Genomic DNA, 16,448 nt, shown 5'->3' on the forward strand with positions numbered 1-16,448 from the left:
GCAGGTCAGGACCGGCACCTGCGCGCTGACCTGTAGGGCATCGCGGATCTCGCGGCGGTTGCGGGAGCCGCCGAGCGGCCGGTTGATCGCGACCAGGTACGGCAGATCACGGGCGTCGAGGTAGTCCATCGCCGGATAGGACACCGGCAGTCGGGTGGTGTCGACCAGCACGACAGCGCCGGTGGCGCCCAGAGCCAGGTGGTCCCACATCCACCACCAGCGCCGCAGCTCCGGCGTCACGTGCAGGACGACGGTGACGCCAGTGGACAGGGTTGCGTAGCCGATCTCTCCGACCGCACCCGGCTGGCCGGGCCGCGTCGAGCGGCCACGCTGCGCGGCCCGAAGGAAGCAGGACTTCCCCACACCCGCGCCGCCGGTCACCAGCACCTTGACCGTCGAGGCCGCATGTCCCATCACGCCCGAGTTCGCGCTCATGCTCATCGCCGCCCGCACGCCGGCTCAGCCGGCCGTTCGCGGCCCTGGCCTGACCGCGTCGCCGATACGCGCCGCCATGGTGGCCAGCTCGTAGGCGACCTGCGACGGGTCGCAATCGTTGCGGGCTAACGCCGCCAAAGACGACCCGTCGGGCACCTGCTGCACGACGAGGATCCCGTCGCGCATCATCAGCATCTGGAAGTGCACACCGCCGGTCTCCAGCAGGTCAGTGGCGCCGCGCGCCAGACTGACCAGCCCGGACACGATCGCCGCGAGCTGATCGCCGCGGTCGGTGTCCAGACCGTCGGTGCTGGCCAGCAGCAGCCCGTCGCCGGAAACCGCAACAACGTGCGCCACTGCGGGAATCTGGCTGGCCAGGTTGTTCAGAACAGTGGACAGCTGCGAATTGCGGGCAGTAGTGGCGAGACTCATCGGCGTTCTCCTGTTGGAATGGGAGGGGTAGACGGCGCGGCTCGCAGGCCGCGCATCGTGCCGGCGACCTGCGCCCGGATCGCCGCCGGGTCGATTTGCACGTAAGGCTCCGATGGGGCCCGCTGCGCCGGCAGGCCGCCCGGGACGACGTGCGCCTGGGGACGACGTCGAGGCAGACCGGAGGTGGTGCGTCCATCGGTTGCTGGTTCGGCGGCGGACGCCGCCGCCTGCCAGCCCGCGTCGGCGTCGGTGCTGAAACCACGCTCGTCGCTGCGAGACGGCCACAACCACGGCGATTGGGCCGCCATAGCCTGGAACATCGGCGGGTCCGGCGGTCGCGGCGCACCCACCGGCAATGACACCGGGCCCCGCTGGCGAGGCACGGGCGGCAGCTCCATCGTTACGTCCGTGCGCGGGGGTGAAGGTGGCTCCGGCACCACCGGGGTTTGCCGTGTTGGACCAGTCCACCCGGTCCCCGCCCACGGCGCCGCGACCGGGTGAGCGGCCGGCGCGGGAGCCCGCCGGGACGGCCGTTCAATGTGGCAGGGAACGACGATCTCCCGAACGTGCACCCGTGTGACGTACTCAGCCGGCACCAGAACCTCAGCGGTGACGCCGGTCGGCTCGGTAGCGCCCAGCCGTACCCGCACCCCGAACTCTGCCGCCAGCCGGGAAATCACGACCAAGCCCATCTGGTCAGTGACCGCAACCTCCATCTCCGGGCTCGCCAGCAGCGCGTTAGCGCGGTCGAACTGCTCCACACTCAACCCGAGACCGGAATCGGCGACAAGGATCCGCACGTCATGCCCCGACCACCCCGCGAAGACCCGCACCTGCGCGGCGGAGAACCGGGTCGCGTTGTCCAACAGCTCCGCGAGGATCGACTTCACGGCGTCGACCGCGCGGGCGTCGACCTCGACCTCGACCAGCTGCTCCATCGTGATCCGGGCGAAGCCTTCGGTCTCCGACAGAGCAGCGTTCACCAGGTCCGCGAGCACCACCGGATGTGGCTGCGATTGGCCGGGGCCACCACCGGCAACGATCAGTAGATTCGATCCATAACGGCGCAGCCGGGTGGCCTGCTGGTCTGCGGCGAACACCCTCGCCAACCGGTCCGGGTCCTCCTCGTCGCGCTCAAGACGATCGATGCTGCCCAGTAGTTGGTCGGTCAGGGCCTGCACGCGTCGACCAACGGAGGTGATCATGGCGATGACCAGGGCACGCCCCCGTGCCTCCCCCACCGCCGCGTTCACCGCCACGTCCAGCACTAGATTGAAAGCGCCTGCGACCTGGCCGACCTCGTCCCCGCCAACCACCGGCACTGCCACGCGGCCGGTGTCCTCGGCCAGCCGTTGCGCCGCCGCTGGATCCGACGTTGCCCGCAGCCGCGCCACCAGGGCTGGCAGCTCCACGTCCGCGACCCGACGGGCGCCCTGCTCCAGCGACGACAGCTGCGCGACCAGCGACCGGGCCACCCGGACCGCCGTTACCGCGGCGACCAGCAACATCACTAACAGCACCGCAGCTTGCACCGCCGCAGCCCGGACCTGCGCTATCCACAGGTCGTCGGCGGCAGCCGCGATGTCATCGTTCACCGCCGCCTGCACCTGGGCCAACAGATCCGCGCGACTGGTCATCACTCGGCTCCACTGCCCGGCCCCGCCCGGCAACCGCACCGGCTCATACACCCCGGTGCCAGACACCAGCCCGTCCAGCCGCACCGCGGCGAGGACGTCCCCGCCAGTCAACGTGCGTCCCAACCGCGCCCTCCATGACGGGCGCGCCAACGCGTCGAACTCGCGCAACGCCTCGTCCTGGCCGGTACGAGCGGCCACGACTTCCGCGTGCAGCGCCGGAGTCAACCGCCGCGCCGCCACCGCCTGCAACACCGCCACCTGCTGCTGACCCACCGCCTCACGGGCCCGCGACACCGCCGCGGACGCGCGCATCTCATCGGCGAGCTGCGACTGCACGCCGCTCTGAGCCACCGCCAACAGCAGATCCCCCAGATCGGCGATGACGATCCGGTAACCGAACGCCACGGCGGACAGCGCCACCAGGCCGTCTCCGCGCACCCGCTGCCGCTGCGCCTGCACATCCGCCAACCCCGCGTCAGCGCGGGACAGAACACCACGCACGCCCCCGGGCGGGTTTTCGAGTTCTCCCCGCAGCACCCGGAATCGGGAGATCGCCTCATCGGTGCCCTGCACGGCCCGCTCGAAATCCGCAGGCTTCACCGTCGACCCCGGCAGCAGCAGACCCACTGCAGCGATCCGCTCAGCCTGCAGACGCTGCGTCACCTCGGTTGCCGACGCGCCGACATAGAACAAGTCCCCGGCACCAGCGGCAGCCTGGGCCTCCCCCACAGAGGACCACAATCCGAAACCCGCCGACACCACCGCGACCAGCACCGTCGGTAGCACGATCAGCCCGGCCTTCCACCGCACCGACATATCCGCCAACTGGCGGCCCACTATGACCCGTGAGACCCGCATCGCACCGCCACTGGACGCGCTCACACCGCCGCCCGGCTGTCCGTGGATGCGGCCCGGCAGCCACGCCCGCTCCACGCCGTGTCACGCGGCGAGCGCCGCCCGGTCGCTGGCCGGGTCGTCATAACAAGCACCTGCTCGCTGACAGGGCGGTCGGGGGAAAGTTGCCGGCCGGTCGACACCAGCAGCTGCGGCGCGATGGCCAAATGCGCCACCAGCGGCGTGATCAGCAGGGGCATGAGCCTCCTGGCAACAGGCACGGCGAACCTTCCCTCGGTGAGTTGGTATCGCTGGCTGGTGAGTCAGCGCAGCGGCGGCGATGACGCCGGCATAGAGCGACCTAAGACGAAATCGATCAATGTCGGCCAGCCCTGCCAAGCAGTTCTGACAATCCGCCAACATTCCCGGCGTCGACAACATCCACCCAGAGATGAATGTCAGCGGATTGTCGGAACTGGATGACAACCCTTATCGACACGGTCGACGACGACTTTTGATGTTTGAGTCACCGTCCGCGTCGACTGAGCAGGCGGTGAGGGGCCGCAGCCGCCTGGCGGCGCGACGGTCCGTCGTGTCCACGACCGCTTGGGAGGGCATGCACCATGACCAGTTCATCCATGCCGGAGGTCGCAGAGGTTGGCCGTCGGGCCGCCGAGATCGTCGACAAGATGCAGGCGCACCCGGCCTACGGCCGACTGCAGAGCTCGTCGATGAGGTACTCCACCTGCTGGGCCACGTTCGCCGGCTACCCGGCTATCAGCCGTTGGTCTCTGGAGCGCGACGCCGCTCCGCTGTTGGACGAAGCGCTGCGCGTCCTAGCGCTCAAAGCTGCCGTGTTCGAGCTCTCCGGCGGCGACGAGCACGCCGCCGAACTGCTGGTGCCGGCGCCGGTGGACGAGATGATCCACGCCGTGCTGGCCCAGTTCACACTGATGACGCGCCTGCAGAGCGACCTGGGCGTCACCTTTCCCCACGCCACGGAGCTGGAGGAGTTCACCTACACCCGCGGCGGCATCACCGACGCCTACTACGCCGCCGCCGGGTGGGGAGAGCAACCACTGCGGTACTGGCTCGACTCGGCCGAGGTGAATCGACGTCTCGGCCTGCTCAACGAGCGCTACCAGGCCGCCGGTCTCGGCCGGGATGGACGCAGCCACGACTTCGACTTCGACCGGAACGAGCCGCTCGCCGCCGGGGTCAGCGGTTAGCCAACTCCACCGACAGCACCCGCCGCAGGGCCGTCACCGCTTCCTTCGCTCCGAACCGTTCGGCGGCCAGCCGCTCGGCGCGGGCAACAGCGGCGAAAATTCCTTCGGCGGGTGCCTGCCGCAAAACGGCTACGAGCCAACCATCCAGATCGACCACGTCGGCGGGCAACTCCAGCGCCGCCGCCGTCGGCGCCGGTCGGGGCGCCTGATCAGGGACCAGTTCCCCGTCCGAGGCGTACCGGCCGACGGGAAGGCCCACCCGGAACGGATGAACGCAAACGGCGACACCGTCCGCGGTCGCCCGCCATCCCAGGTCAGGTCGGTACGCGAATTCGGGTCCCGGCCGGTCGATCACATCGAACTGGCCCGGCCCGAGCTGCTGAGCCGGACACACCACGCAGGTCTGTTCACACCACTGCGGAAGGGGCCCCGACATGCCGCCGATCGTACGGCAATCTGGAGGTATCAGGGTATGACGGTCTTATCGCCTCCCCGCCCCGCCGCCATCGACCGCGCCCTCCGAGACGCTCGAACCTGGTGCGCGGGACACACCATCGACGACCGACCAGCCTTGGTCCACGCGCTGCGCGTCGCAGTGACCATCGGCCAACACGTCCCCGCCCCAGCACAGGACGTCATCGTCGCTGCGCTCCTACACGACGCACCGGAATTCGCCCCGACAGAGCGGGACGTCTACCAGACCCTCGCCGTTGGCTACGGGACCGAGGTCGCCGGGATCATCGCCGCTCTTCAGGCCGAACACCGCGCCCTGGACGAACCCGACCCGCCCATCCGCGTCGACGACCAACCGGTGCTACTCGCCTCCACCGCCGACAAGATTGTCGCCCTGACCTCGCTGCTTCGCCGGGCCCAGAGCACCGGCAATGTACCGGCCTTCTTTGACCGGCGCCCGGTGCTATGCGGGCTACTGCCGCACTTCCGGGGCTTCCAACGCGCCGCACATCCTCGGCTGCCAGCCAGCATGTCGGCGCACCTCGACGCCGCCCTCACGCCGCTCGAGCGCGCCACCGCTTATCCGCAGCGAGTGGGTGCGCGGTGAGCAGCGGCACGCTCGACGAGCAGCTCTGCACGCAGCTACGAGGCGACCTGCTCGCCGCATCACGACGAGTACCGACGCAGCGACAAATCATTCAGGCATGGGAGTTGTCCTCCGTCGAACGCTGGCTCTTTCCCGATGGCAGCAGCTTGATCTGCAAGATCGCCACCGCACCGTTCACCGGCGAAGCGACCGTCCTTCGCGCGCTCAACAACCAGCAAGCCCCAGTCCCGCTAATGAACGGCTACACCCTGCGCCCTGACGGGCTGGGCATGCTGATGGAGGACCTGGGCGAGCCGAGCCGGACCGCGACGTTCGCAGAGGCGGCCGCCGCGGCCCGGTGGGTCCATGCAACTGCCGGCATCCCCAACCTCCCGACCTTCGACGAAGCGAGCTTGGCAGGGCTACCAGAGCATGGACTCGACGCGTTAGACGAGCTTCGTCGGCAAGGGCGTCTCTCCCACGACGCGGAAGGGATCGAAGCGGTGCTACAGCGACTCGCTGCCACCGCACGACACAGAGCCGACGGTGCCGAGCGACCACCGTTCGGGCTGTGTCACGGCGAATTCCACCGCACGTCGCTGCACGTCAGCCGCACCGGCTGCCGCGTCGTCGACTGGGCCAAGGCGTTCAACGGGCCGGGCCTACTCGACCTGGCCACCTGGTTCGGCACCCGCACACCCACCGAACCCCGACTCCTCACCAAACTCATCCACGCCTACGTCGCCGCGGGCGGCCATCCAGACGCTGAAGCCGACCGGGGCGGGCTTCCCGCTGCCCGATGGGCGCTGGGCTGGCACCGGGTGTGGGCAGCCTGCTGGCTGCTCACTACCGCCGCCGCTGGCCATTACCAAGCTCCCACCGATCGGTGCCACACCCAAGTCGTCCTCCGGCAACTCCACGGCGCTGCGGAACTGCTCGGAGCACCGCCCATCAGCGCCAGCCGCTCATCATTTACTACAGGAAGATCCTCGTGAAGCGCCTCATCGTCGACACCCACGCCTCGTCCTGCTACTTCCGCACCTCCGTCGGAGGCGACGGGCGCAAGGCGTTGGTGCAAATCACCGAACGCTGCAACCTGCACTGCGCCCACTGCTTCGTCTCCTCGACCGCAGCCGGGTCCGACCTGTCCCGGGTCGACTTCACCACCCGCGTGCTGCCACGGCTGCTCGACGCCCGCGTCGAACGCCTCACGCTCACCGGGGGCGAGCCCTTCGTGCACCCCGACCTGATCGCCATGTGCCAGGCAGTAGCCGACCGAGGACTGCCGGTGGGCCTCTGCACCAACGCGACGCTGACCCGCGACGTCGACATCGACGCCCTGGCCGCCATCGGCAACGTCCACATCAACGTGTCCTTCGACGGATTTCGGTCCGATAGCCACGGCAAGTTCCGCGGCGACCGGTCGTCGTTCGAGACCACCGTCGCGACCACCCGCAAGTTCGCCGACGCCGGCTTACTCAAGGGCCTGCTGTCCACGCCCAACGCGCTGACCACGCCGGAAGAGTTCGCCGATCTGTGCGCGTTCGCCGTCGATGTCGGCGCCGAATACGTGCTGATGAACCCGCTCTCCTCCTTCGGCCGGGGAGTGAAGAGCCGCGGCAAGCTCGCCGCACCCGCAGCTGCCATGGACGCGATCCGGGCGGTGACCGACCGTTTCGCTGACCAGCTCGATCTCGTACGCATCCGCTTCCCCAACGACAGCCTGCCACTGGGTGGCTGCGACGCCGGCAAGCTGATCTACGTCTTCGTCGACGGGCAGGTCGCCGTCTGCCCCTACCTGGTCTTCGCCGCCCGCACACCCGCCTCAGCGCACCGCGACACCGAGTTCCTGACTGGCAACATCCTTGACGGGGAGGCCGCCCCCAGCCTCGACGCCTACGACTTCCACACCCGCTACCAACTCGGTGCCAACCCGACCTGCGGCTCCTGCGACATAGCCGGGCAGTGCGGCAAGGGCTGCCCGGCCGCGGTCGTCGCCGCCGGTGGCCGCATCGGCGACGTCGACACCGAGCAGTGCCCCATCACGGCACCCAACGGCCGCAGCTTGCTGCCGCTGTCCCCGTCGAAGGGGTGAGCAGTCTGTTCATCGCCGTCGAAGGGCCCAACGGAGTCGGCAAAAGCACTATTGCCCGCCTCCTGGCCGACCGTCTCGCCGAACTGGGATCGGCCGGGGTCCACCTGACCGGCGAGCCCACCCGCACACCCCTAGGCCAACTCCTGCGCAGGCAGGAATCCTTCCTGCACGGCAAGGCCCTGGCCCTCGCCCTGGCCGCCGACCGCGCCGCGCACGTCGAAACAGAGATCATCCCCCGCCTTGACGACGGACTGCACGTCGTCACTGACCGGTACGTCGCCTCCTCGTTAGTGCTGCAACGCATCGACGGGCTGGACCTCGGCGAGATCTGGTCCTACAACCGCTACGTCCTGCCCGCCACCGTCGTCTACCTCGAAGACCACCCGGAGGTCATCCGCACCCGCCTGGCGGCCCGGCCAAACCTGACCAGGCTGGAGCTCGCCGGCTCACCCGAGAAGGAACTCGCCCTCTACCGCGAGGCCGCCACCCACCTGCACCGGCAGCAGTGGCGCCAACACATCGTCGTCTGCCACGGACTCACCCCCGAGCGGATCGTGGACACTATCCTCGGCCTGCTACCCGCCGACGGCCCCTGACCAACGAGGCTCCCTGTGCTTTCCATCCTGACGATCAACGTGCAAGCCGCGGCGCTCGCACGCGCGCAGAACCTGCTGACCTGGCTGCTCCAGCGCGACGACCACGTGATCATCCTGACCGAAACCAGCAACGGACCCGGCACCCGGCACCTACTGACCGGCCTTCGCGCGGCCGGGATATTCGTCACCCACCAGCCCTCAATCGACGGCGACCGCAGCTGCGCTATCGCCAGCCGCATCCCGACCCGGCCCGCCCCAGACCTTACCGCCGGAATCAGCCTGCCCGGCCGCGCCCCCGCCGTCACCCTCGACACCCACCCCGACGTCACAATCCTCGGCCTCTACGTCCCCTCCAGCGACCGGGCACCCGCCAAACTCGCCAAGAAACGAGCCTTCCTCACCACCGTCACCGACGCCCTGACCCAGCTATCCGCCGCCGACCGCGCACACCTCGTCGTCGGCGGGGACTACAACGTCATCAGCCGCGACCACCAACCCCGCTACCCCGGCTTCCGACCCTTCGAGTACGAATTCCTCGACGCCCTCACCGCACTCAAGCTCACCGACGTCCACCGGACCCTGCACCCCGAGTTGCAGGCACACAGCTGGATCGGCCGAGCCGGCAACGGATACCGCTTCGACTACCTCCACGCCGGCCCTGGGCTACTGCCCCATCTGGCAGCCGCCGCCTACCTGCACCAACCTCGCCTCGCCGGCCTCACCGATCACGCCGCGCACAGCATCGACATCGACATGCTGGATGCCGCGGTGAGCACGGTGCCGGCACTCGGAAGGCCCACGCTTCTTCGGCGGCCCGTTCTTGCCGCTAGCCATTTCGAAGGCTCGACGGCCGTAACGGTGAAGCCCTGTCAAATATGCGCCGGATGGCAGGACACATTCGTCACTGAGGGCAGCTAGAGTCTAGCCCACCGCTACCGCAGCGTCCGCCGGCAGGAGAAGCAGCCATGGTCGACAGCGACGAGATTAGGAGCGCCTGGCGGGACCTCGGGCGAACGCTGGCGAAGCTGCGCATCGCTGCAGGACATACACAGCATGGGTTCGCTGGGCTCATCCAGTACGGGCGGAGTTCCGTAGCAAACACTGAGACCGGTCGTCAGCAGCCCGACCGCGCTTTCTGGATGCGTTGCGATGCGATTCTTGACGCGGAAGGTGCCTTGGTCAAGGCGTACGACACCATCATCGTCCACGCTCGCCAGCAGCGTCGTGCGTCAGCACTGCGCGCTGCTGCACCTTTCGCCCCAGGACTGGCGCAAGCGGAGCCAAACCACGACGAAAGCGCGACAGATCGTGAGTCGGACTCTGCGAGGATGGGGTTGATGTCGTTTGTTCCTGACCTTGCCGAGTTCGGCGACGATCCCTGGCAGAAGGTCCATCCTGATAAGAATCGAGCCACTCCGCTGTCGAGTGAGCCATCAGGTTCCGTCAGTCCCGCCCTGGTGCCGCACTGGATGGGCATGCTGCGAATTCTTGCCGCCTCCCATGACGCTTTCGGCCCAAGGCGAATCCACGACGTTGCCCGTGGAGAGCTGGCAATCATCCACCGCCATGGCACCAGCGCTGAAGGGCAAACGCTCCGGGAGCTGCAGCGGGTCGAAGCCCGTTGGGCTGAGTTCGCGAGTTGGACGGCCGACAATCTCGGCGATGGTCAAGACGCCAGCTACTGGCTTCGCCGCTCCCTGTCGCTCGCCCGTGACGCAGGCGACGACCGGATGGCCTGCTACGTCCTCATGCGTCAGGCTCAACGCGCTGCGGAGCGCCACAACGTACCCAGAGCTTTGACCCTTGCGCAGGCATCAGCAAGTAGCCCAAACCTCGCAGCCCGTGACCGCGCACTCTGCGCCGTCCGTCAGGCCCAGGCCAACGCCCTGGCCGGAAAGGCCGCAGAGTGCTGGACCGCGCTACGAACGGCGCAGCAACTGGCGGCCATCGCTGAGGACCATGACGATCCGGAAGTCATCGGGCAGCACTGCGGTCCCGCCTACGTCACCGCCCATGTGGGCCAGTGTCACCTGCTTCTCGGCAAGCCCGGCCGCGCCGCCGGAATCCTCGAAGAGATACTTCGTCACTGGCCTAGCACCTATCGCCAAGACGAAGGAATGACACGGACCTGGCTGGCGACGGCGTACGCGCTGCTCAGCCGCATCGAGGAGGCCGCCGAGCAAGCCGAGAAGGTCCTCAACCTGGCCACCGAGACCGGATCCATCCGCCTCACGCAGGCGCTGCGCCGGGTAGACGCCGAACTCGCCGGTTATCGATCCGATCCCGCCGTTCACGTCTTCCGTGCCCGGTACGCTCTCGCCACACAGATAAGCGGCAGGTTAGGCCCGTGAACCTCTGGACGACCGCCACGGCGGCCGACGACACCCGCCGCCGAGCGAACCTTCCATCGGCAGCTTCGAACAACACGGTTAGCGCCTACCGTTCGCTACCAACACCATCGCGGCCCAGCGCCACCGCACACTCAAGGAGCGTTAGCCCAGTCCATCCTGCAGATCTACGAGCGGCGCATCGCCTACCACGCGTAGATGACGTGAGCCAGGGCGGCGCGTCAACGACGGCTTCACCCTTCGAGCAGTTCATGCACTCGAGCGAACGACCGAGACAGACTGTTGAGCACCGCCGCACCCTTGTCCGCGCTGCCCAACGACGGCCGCCCAATGATCCCGGACGACGTGTACGCGCGCATCCCAACCGTCAGCAGATCAGGCCGGTCGTCCGCCAAATGATCAGCCGCCTGGTATCCCTCGCGGAGCAGCTGCGGTGCCCCGTGCAGCAGGAGGGAGACCTCAAGCTCCCCACCATGCATGTCCTCGTGAGAGGTGGTCTCACACCCCGCCTCGACCCGCGCGGTGTTCCAGTCCTCCGCGGCGGGGAACAACGCCATCCGCCGCCGGACCGTGGTGGCCTCCTGAACAGCGTTGCGAAGGCTGTAGTTCCCGCCGTGCCCGTTTACAATCACCAAGTTATCCACGCCCGACGCCCTCAGGGACTCGTCGACATCCTCGATCACTGCGAGCAACGTGCGGGCACTGATACTCACCGTCCCGGCGAAACCCGCATGCTCGTGCGAACACGAAATCGTCAGCGGCGGCAGCAAGAACACCGGATAGTCCTCAGCAACGCGCCCAGCCACCAGACACGCAACGACCGTGTCCGTGATCAAGGGCATGAACTCGCCGTGCTGCTCAAAGCTGCCCACCGGCAACACCGCCGTCCGCGCAGCACGGACACGCTCGTCACCAGAGGTCGCGATCGGAAGCAGAAAGGCCACCCGGACAGCCTGCCACGACCGAACGCGGCCTCGTCCACGCGTCGCAGCGATCACTCCCGAAGCCCTCGACGGCCGAACTCGAAGGAGCCTCAATTGCGGAGCCGTCAAGTCTCCCCCGGCCGCACGATCGTCGCCGTGTTCGACCACGGGGAGGACTTCTACGACGCCCTCGACCGCACCTGCCGCACCCATGACATCCGCCAGGGCTACATCCCCACGTTCATCGCGGGCCTCGCCACCGCGGACATCGTCGGCACCTGCGAACGCGTCGATAACCCCGAGGCCCCCGTGTGGACCAAGGTCCAGGTGACCAACATCGAGGCCCTCGGCGGCGGCACCCTCGCCTACGACCCCGACACCGACACCATCCAGCCGCACATCCACCTCACCGTCGGCTTGAAAGCGCACAGCGCCACCGCCCACACCAGCCACCTGCTTGCCGCGACCGTTCAGTTCCTCACCGAAATGATCATCGTAGAGATCGCCGAGCCGCCGATGCGACGCGTTCGCCAACCCGACTTCTACGAAGTGCCACTCCTGGAGTTCCCTTGAACGAGATCGAGCGCGGCGGCGTCGCGAAGAGCTAGTCGGGGTACCTGATCAACGGCGAGGCAGTTCAAGCTGACCGGTGTCATCAGCAGATCCACCCTGGCGGCCAGGTACAGCGCCGCGACGGCATCTGGCGTAGATTCGAGCACCTCAGACCGGGGCCGACATCCCGGCGGCGGCGCTCTCCAGGTTCCAGATTAACGTGTCGTAGGTTTCCACGACCCGGAGCACCGGCACGCCCAATGAACGAATCATCGCGTCGAGCCCGTCCTGCACCTGCTCACCCGAGTCTTGGGAGCTGACCAGACGTTCCACTTCGACGAACGCGCCGAGGCCGTCGACTACGTCTACGCACACCGTCGCGCCGTCCCACTCGCCGGTTCGGCGCTGCTTGACGATTCGCACGGTTGGCACCCAACCCATCGTGTCGAGAGCAGCGTGCATCGCGTCACGGTCGTGGACGACGCAGTCGTGCTCCAGACATGCCATCTCGTTGTCGATCGGCTTCTTCACGGTGAACAGATGGCGACCCTTTTGCGTACGCAGACGCGCAAACGGAACACCGATCTTCGACATCCCGTACGACCAGCCGGCTGGCGCGTACGCCTGGTCGTCCTGAACGGACGGCTCCGTCAACACCACCTGACGCTGAGCGAGCGCTTTGATCAACTCATGCAGGTCGCTGACGCGGTACTTGGCTTCAACCTCATGATCATTATTGGCTAGCGCACGGGTCACGAGCAGCGAGCATACGAGGATCGCAGGTCACGCGGGTTCGAGACGCCGCGAGGTGATGTCGGAATTTTGTCGGAAGAATGTTGGAACCAGCCGCTGACGCCGGACGGACGGCAAGTCCGCGGCTACAGTGCCCTCACGCCACCGCGTCTCACCTCGCGCGGACATTCGTCGTATCCATCCGGAGCCGCTGATGCCGAACGTTCCACCTCAAGAAATCGCCGCGGCATGGCTCGCTCTTGGCCGAATGCTCGCCCGCAGCCGCAAAGCCGCCAGTTACACACAGGAGGCGTTTGCGCCTCTCGCCAACTACGGACGAAGCACGATCGCGAACGTGGAAACCGGACGTCAGCGAGTGGGGCGGAACTTCTGGTCCCGAAGCGATGAGATCCTGCGCACCGGCGGCAGCCTGGCCCGAGAATACGATCGAATCCGGCACATGAGCGCCCGGCAGGTGTCGAGCGGCATGCCTGCACCTCAGCCGCTTGAGGTTACTCCGGGGCTGCCGGCCTCCGCGGCTCTTCAGACGTTTGCCAGCAGGCCGGGCGGCGACTACCTGGTGGGCGAGTGGAACAGTTTTTCTACTCTGACCAGCATGCTTGCGCAGCAACGCCAGGCTGTGTCACCCGACGCGCTCCTGGGGCTGATCGAGGCACACCGTGAATGCCTGTCGACGCTCTATCGCAAGGCCCGCCGTGCACCGATCCATGCCGATATTGGAGCCATGCTCGCCGAGGCCTCTGTCGTCGCCAGCAGGCTGTGGAGCGCACAGGGCAATCGTGCTCTCGCACTCGCCCACTGCGCCTACGCCCGCCAGCTAGGCGACAGACTCGGCGACCGCAGAATCAGCGCGACCGCGCGAATCTTCGAGAGCAACCTCCATTCAGAGGCCGCCACACTGATCAAAGCCGATGGTGACGTCATGATCGGCCTGCGGCTGCTCGACGAGGCCGACCAGGCGTCCACAGATCTCAGCCCCGCCGCACGAGCTCGCATAGCCGCCGAACAGGCCCAAACCTATGCCGCCCTGCGGCTTCCGCGCGAGGCTACCGCCGCCCTAGGGCGAGCAGAAGCAGCGATCAACGAGCTGTCACCGGCTGACTGTGTCGGCCTCTACAGCGACTGGAGCAACGCCCGCCTCGACGTCTACGCGGGCACATGCCATTTTCTCCTCGGCCAGCCCGACCAGGCCGTGGAGGCGCTCGAAAGTGCTGTGCAAACGCTTGAACACGACGCCGCGAACATCAACGTCGCCCTCGCAGCAGCAGTGGACCTCGCGAGCGCCTACGCCGAGACCGGCGAGCTGGAACAATCCTGTGCCCTGCTCGGTAACACTTACAATCGGCTAAAGGCCGGCGGCAACCAACGAGGCATCGCCCGAGCTCAACGAGCTAGAGAGCGGCTGGCCAGATGGCGCGCTGAGCCGGTCGTCCTCGAACTTGAGGAGCAGATGGTTGCCTAACGGGGAGCCGGCGACCCTTCCGAGCCCAACAGCGAACGGACGGCGGCCACCACCATCTTCGGGTCGAGACTGTCGAGTACCAGGTCAGGTTCGTAGGACGCCAGCTCTTGAAGCGCAAGCCGGTGAGCGACCACAGCAACGCGAAAGCCGGCGTGACGTGCGCAAGCGATATCGTTGGGCGCATCCCCGATGACAATCACTCGATCAGGATCCAGCGGGAAACCGAAAATCGCGGAGTAGCGCTCAGCCACCACCGCCGGGAGCTGAAAGCGATCTCGAGCGTCCGATCCGAACCCGCCGATGCGAAGATCAAGAAACTCACCCAAGCCCGCCACGTGCAGCTTCACGTCAGCGGCCGAACGCAGGTTGCCGGTCAGCACGGTCTGCATGAAACCAAGGTCGTGCAACTCTGCGATGCTCGCTGCGGCACCTGGATACGGCGGCTGGACCTCAGCCAACTCCTGCCGACCCTCTTGCATGACCGCGGCGATGGCCTGACGGAAGGCGGATATGCCTGCCTCTGCAGCTGACGGGTCCACGCCCGAGGCTATTGCCGCGTCGACGGCGATCGACTCGTCCGTATACCCATGCACCTTCTTGTCAGGAAAGACAACCTCGGATTGCGCGATGCCGTACGCACGAGCGATCGCACGCCTCAACCAGCGCAAGTCCGCCGGGATGAGTGTCCCGTCAACGTCCCAGATGACTAAGCCAGCGCTGCTGTGGTTCATAGAAGCATCGTCGCACGCGCACGGGCAGCCAAACCGGTCCAGCATCGCCAGCTTCGCGGCCGGGCGAGGACGGCCAGACACCGGATCGAGCTGGAGTTACTGCTAGCAACTGGTTGTCAGCGGATTGTCGAATCCGACCGGCAGGACGACGCTCGACCGGGATACGAAGAACGCCGTAAGCCTGAGCGGAGGCGACCGGCGCCGATGACGCCACCGCGGTGATGGCGCGCCCTCGTGACACGGGCCATCGAGCCGTCGCACAATCCGTGGCATGAGTGCCGACGAAATTCAGCCGCCGGTAATCCTACGGGTGCAGCAGCCCGCCGACCCAGTCGGCGCGGTCACCGAGGACGACGCGGCACGGCGAACGGCGGCCTACCCGAAGATCCGCATAGGCGCCCCACTGTTCGGCCACGCTGTGGAGGCAGATGGCGGGCGGTGGCAGGTATATGCCCTTGCGTCAGACACGCCGCAGGCCGCGCGGGACGACCTTGCGCACCACCTCATGGAGCAGCTCGACGAGACCACTGACCCCTCGTTGGCTGCGGAGTTGACCACCGCGCTCGGCGTCCTAGACCGGGGGAAGGTAAACGAGGTGGTGATCACCGACCGAGTGCATCGCGTCGTGCGGGTGGACACGTTCGCCCGGTTCGGCCCGGATGGGCCTGAACCGCCCCGACCTACCGATCGCGACCCCCGAGACGCCGAGGACAACGACAGCTTCCTCGCCCCAGAGATCGTCATCGACCCAGACGGGGCGACCGGCCTGAGTGAGGCAATGCTGCGGGTAGAGCTGACGACCGCGCACTACCCCCGGGCTGAGGTGCCCGCCAACGTATACGCCGAGAGCGTCGCCGCCGTGGCCTCCCATCCGGTCGGGGTCATCCTGCCGACCCGCTACGCCGCCGCCGAATCCGTCGGCGGGTCGTGGCGGCCCTACAGCCGCGCGGTGGCCTCACCGCAGCTGGCCCGCGACGAGATCGCCTTCGGCCTGCGCCACATCGAACCGCGCCTACTGAGGCTGACCGACGCCCAGGCAGCCGCCTACCAACAAACCGCCGACGCCCTCGACACCAATCCCGTAGACGACGTCACCGCGCTCGGGCGTCACTTCCGGGTCACCCGCATCGAGACCCTGCTGCGTATGGGTGCCAGCGGCCCGGAAATGCCCCGACCATCGGACCCCGACCCAGACCAGCCACCAGGGCGGGCCGCCAGCGCTAAGACGAGCTAGGGCAAGACCATCGGGCCCGGACAACCATCCAACCGGCCGCCACCCTCAGCCCAGGCCCCCGAGCGCCTCACGGAGACTGCTCGGCGGACGCCGGACAGCGGGGTGCTCTTCACCGGGCTCTTTAGTCGTGCACCATCGGGGCGTGAGG

Annotated in this window: 17 protein-coding genes; 10 read left to right on the forward strand and 7 right to left on the reverse strand. The window is 67.5% G+C overall.

Annotated elements, in window-relative coordinates; all coding sequences use genetic code 11:
* Positions 1-459 precede the first annotated feature (459 nt).
* From JNW91_RS00335 to JNW91_RS00345, 3 genes are read right to left on the reverse strand one after another with little or no spacing between them, the layout of a single operon-like run.
* A complete protein-coding gene (locus JNW91_RS00335) occupies positions 460-867 on the reverse strand; it encodes a roadblock/LC7 domain-containing protein (RefSeq protein WP_203172931.1) in 408 nt (135 codons plus the stop codon).
* A complete protein-coding gene (locus tag JNW91_RS00340; protein ID WP_238423973.1) occupies positions 864-3,362 on the reverse strand; it encodes a sensor histidine kinase in 2,499 nt (832 codons plus the stop codon). The genes JNW91_RS00335 and JNW91_RS00340 overlap by 4 nt, the downstream gene beginning before the upstream one ends.
* A gap of 20 nt (positions 3,363-3,382) precedes the next feature.
* The gene (locus JNW91_RS00345; RefSeq protein ID WP_203172932.1) at positions 3,383-3,598 is read right to left on the reverse strand and encodes a hypothetical protein; all 216 of its coding nucleotides are present in this window, start codon (positions 3,596-3,598) and stop codon (positions 3,383-3,385) included.
* 363 nt (positions 3,599-3,961) lie between these two features.
* Between JNW91_RS00345 and JNW91_RS00350 the strand changes: the two genes are divergently transcribed.
* Positions 3,962-4,567 carry a hypothetical protein gene (locus JNW91_RS00350; protein ID WP_203172933.1) on the forward strand — a complete coding sequence of 202 codons (606 nt, stop codon included), beginning with the start codon at positions 3,962-3,964 and terminating at the stop codon, positions 4,565-4,567.
* On the opposite strand, the gene JNW91_RS00355 is transcribed toward JNW91_RS00350, so the two are convergent.
* Complete coding sequence (locus JNW91_RS00355; protein WP_203172934.1) at positions 4,557-5,003, reverse strand: hypothetical protein; 447 nt, start codon at positions 5,001-5,003, stop codon at positions 4,557-4,559. The two genes, JNW91_RS00350 and JNW91_RS00355, sit on opposite strands and share 11 nt — an antisense overlap.
* Positions 5,004-5,138: 135 nt before the next feature.
* Here JNW91_RS00355 and JNW91_RS00360 point away from each other — a divergent pair, with 135 nt between their 5' ends.
* From JNW91_RS00360 to JNW91_RS00390, 6 genes are read left to right on the forward strand one after another with little or no spacing between them, the layout of a single operon-like run.
* The gene (locus JNW91_RS00360) at positions 5,139-5,627 is read left to right on the forward strand and encodes a metal-dependent phosphohydrolase (RefSeq protein WP_238423974.1); all 489 of its coding nucleotides are present in this window, start codon (positions 5,139-5,141) and stop codon (positions 5,625-5,627) included.
* Positions 5,624-6,601, forward strand: coding sequence for a phosphotransferase (locus JNW91_RS00365; RefSeq protein WP_203173041.1), 978 nt, complete (start codon positions 5,624-5,626; stop codon positions 6,599-6,601). The genes JNW91_RS00360 and JNW91_RS00365 overlap by 4 nt, the downstream gene beginning before the upstream one ends.
* Entirely contained in the window at positions 6,598-7,701 is a 1,104-nt protein-coding gene (locus JNW91_RS31560; RefSeq protein WP_309244155.1) for a radical SAM protein, read from the forward strand. Before JNW91_RS00365 ends, JNW91_RS31560 begins: the two co-directional genes overlap by 4 nt.
* Positions 7,698-8,297 (forward strand): dTMP kinase, encoded by a 600-nt coding sequence (tmk, locus tag JNW91_RS00380; RefSeq protein WP_309244156.1) that lies wholly within the window; start codon positions 7,698-7,700, stop codon positions 8,295-8,297. Before JNW91_RS31560 ends, tmk begins: the two co-directional genes overlap by 4 nt.
* A gap of 15 nt (positions 8,298-8,312) precedes the next feature.
* Positions 8,313-9,215, forward strand: coding sequence for an endonuclease/exonuclease/phosphatase family protein (locus JNW91_RS00385; RefSeq protein WP_203172936.1), 903 nt, complete (start codon positions 8,313-8,315; stop codon positions 9,213-9,215).
* Between the two features lie 47 nt (positions 9,216-9,262).
* Positions 9,263-10,648, forward strand: coding sequence for a helix-turn-helix domain-containing protein (locus JNW91_RS00390; protein WP_203172937.1), 1,386 nt, complete (start codon positions 9,263-9,265; stop codon positions 10,646-10,648).
* Positions 10,649-10,878: 230 nt separating this feature from the next.
* Here JNW91_RS00390 and JNW91_RS00395 read toward each other — a convergent pair whose 3' ends face one another.
* Complete coding sequence (locus tag JNW91_RS00395) at positions 10,879-11,589, reverse strand: creatininase family protein (RefSeq protein ID WP_309244157.1); 711 nt, start codon at positions 11,587-11,589, stop codon at positions 10,879-10,881.
* 93 nt (positions 11,590-11,682) lie between these two features.
* Here JNW91_RS00395 and JNW91_RS00400 point away from each other — a divergent pair, with 93 nt between their 5' ends.
* Positions 11,683-12,141, forward strand: coding sequence for a PPC domain-containing DNA-binding protein (locus JNW91_RS00400; protein ID WP_203172939.1), 459 nt, complete (start codon positions 11,683-11,685; stop codon positions 12,139-12,141).
* Positions 12,142-12,288: 147 nt separating this feature from the next.
* Here JNW91_RS00400 and JNW91_RS00405 read toward each other — a convergent pair whose 3' ends face one another.
* On the reverse strand, positions 12,289-12,876 hold the full coding sequence (locus JNW91_RS00405) for a class IV adenylate cyclase (protein ID WP_203172940.1): 588 nt from the start codon (positions 12,874-12,876) through the stop codon (positions 12,289-12,291).
* Positions 12,877-13,066: 190 nt separating this feature from the next.
* On the opposite strand from JNW91_RS00405, the gene JNW91_RS00410 reads away from it, so the two are divergent.
* Positions 13,067-14,335 (forward strand): helix-turn-helix domain-containing protein, encoded by a 1,269-nt coding sequence (locus JNW91_RS00410; RefSeq protein ID WP_203172941.1) that lies wholly within the window; start codon positions 13,067-13,069, stop codon positions 14,333-14,335.
* On the opposite strand, the gene JNW91_RS00415 is transcribed toward JNW91_RS00410, so the two are convergent.
* Positions 14,332-15,066: an HAD family hydrolase gene (locus tag JNW91_RS00415; RefSeq protein ID WP_203172942.1), complete on the reverse strand. Its 735-nt coding sequence runs from the start codon at positions 15,064-15,066 to the stop codon at positions 14,332-14,334. The two genes, JNW91_RS00410 and JNW91_RS00415, sit on opposite strands and share 4 nt — an antisense overlap.
* Before the next feature lie 271 nt (positions 15,067-15,337).
* Here JNW91_RS00415 and JNW91_RS00420 point away from each other — a divergent pair, with 271 nt between their 5' ends.
* Complete coding sequence (locus JNW91_RS00420; protein WP_203172943.1) at positions 15,338-16,300, forward strand: DUF5954 family protein; 963 nt, start codon at positions 15,338-15,340, stop codon at positions 16,298-16,300.
* The last annotated feature ends 148 nt before the right edge of the window (positions 16,301-16,448 follow it).

It is taken from the genome of Micromonospora parastrephiae (assembly GCF_016802865.1).
Taxonomy (GTDB): Bacteria; Actinomycetota; Actinomycetes; order Mycobacteriales; family Micromonosporaceae; genus Micromonospora; species Micromonospora parastrephiae.

Bases quoted from the DNA above. Each gene is read 5' to 3' on its own strand.
- JNW91_RS00355 (WP_203172934.1), bottom strand. From the start codon at position 5,003: ATGTCGGGGCCCCTTCCGCAGTGGTGTGAACAGACCTGCGTGGTGTGT.
- JNW91_RS00340 (WP_238423973.1), bottom strand. From the start codon at position 3,362: ATGCGGGTCTCACGGGTCATAGTGGGCCGCCAGTTGGCGGATATGTCG.
- JNW91_RS00350 (WP_203172933.1), top strand. From the start codon at position 3,962: ATGACCAGTTCATCCATGCCGGAGGTCGCAGAGGTTGGCCGTCGGGCC.
- JNW91_RS00415 (WP_203172942.1), bottom strand. From the start codon at position 15,066: ATGAACCACAGCAGCGCTGGCTTAGTCATCTGGGACGTTGACGGGACA.
- JNW91_RS00420 (WP_203172943.1), top strand. From the start codon at position 15,338: ATGAGTGCCGACGAAATTCAGCCGCCGGTAATCCTACGGGTGCAGCAG.
- JNW91_RS00410 (WP_203172941.1), top strand. From the start codon at position 13,067: ATGCCGAACGTTCCACCTCAAGAAATCGCCGCGGCATGGCTCGCTCTT.
- JNW91_RS00345 (WP_203172932.1), bottom strand. From the start codon at position 3,598: ATGCCCCTGCTGATCACGCCGCTGGTGGCGCATTTGGCCATCGCGCCG.
- JNW91_RS00335 (WP_203172931.1), bottom strand. From the start codon at position 867: ATGAGTCTCGCCACTACTGCCCGCAATTCGCAGCTGTCCACTGTTCTG.
- JNW91_RS00390 (WP_203172937.1), top strand. From the start codon at position 9,263: ATGGTCGACAGCGACGAGATTAGGAGCGCCTGGCGGGACCTCGGGCGA.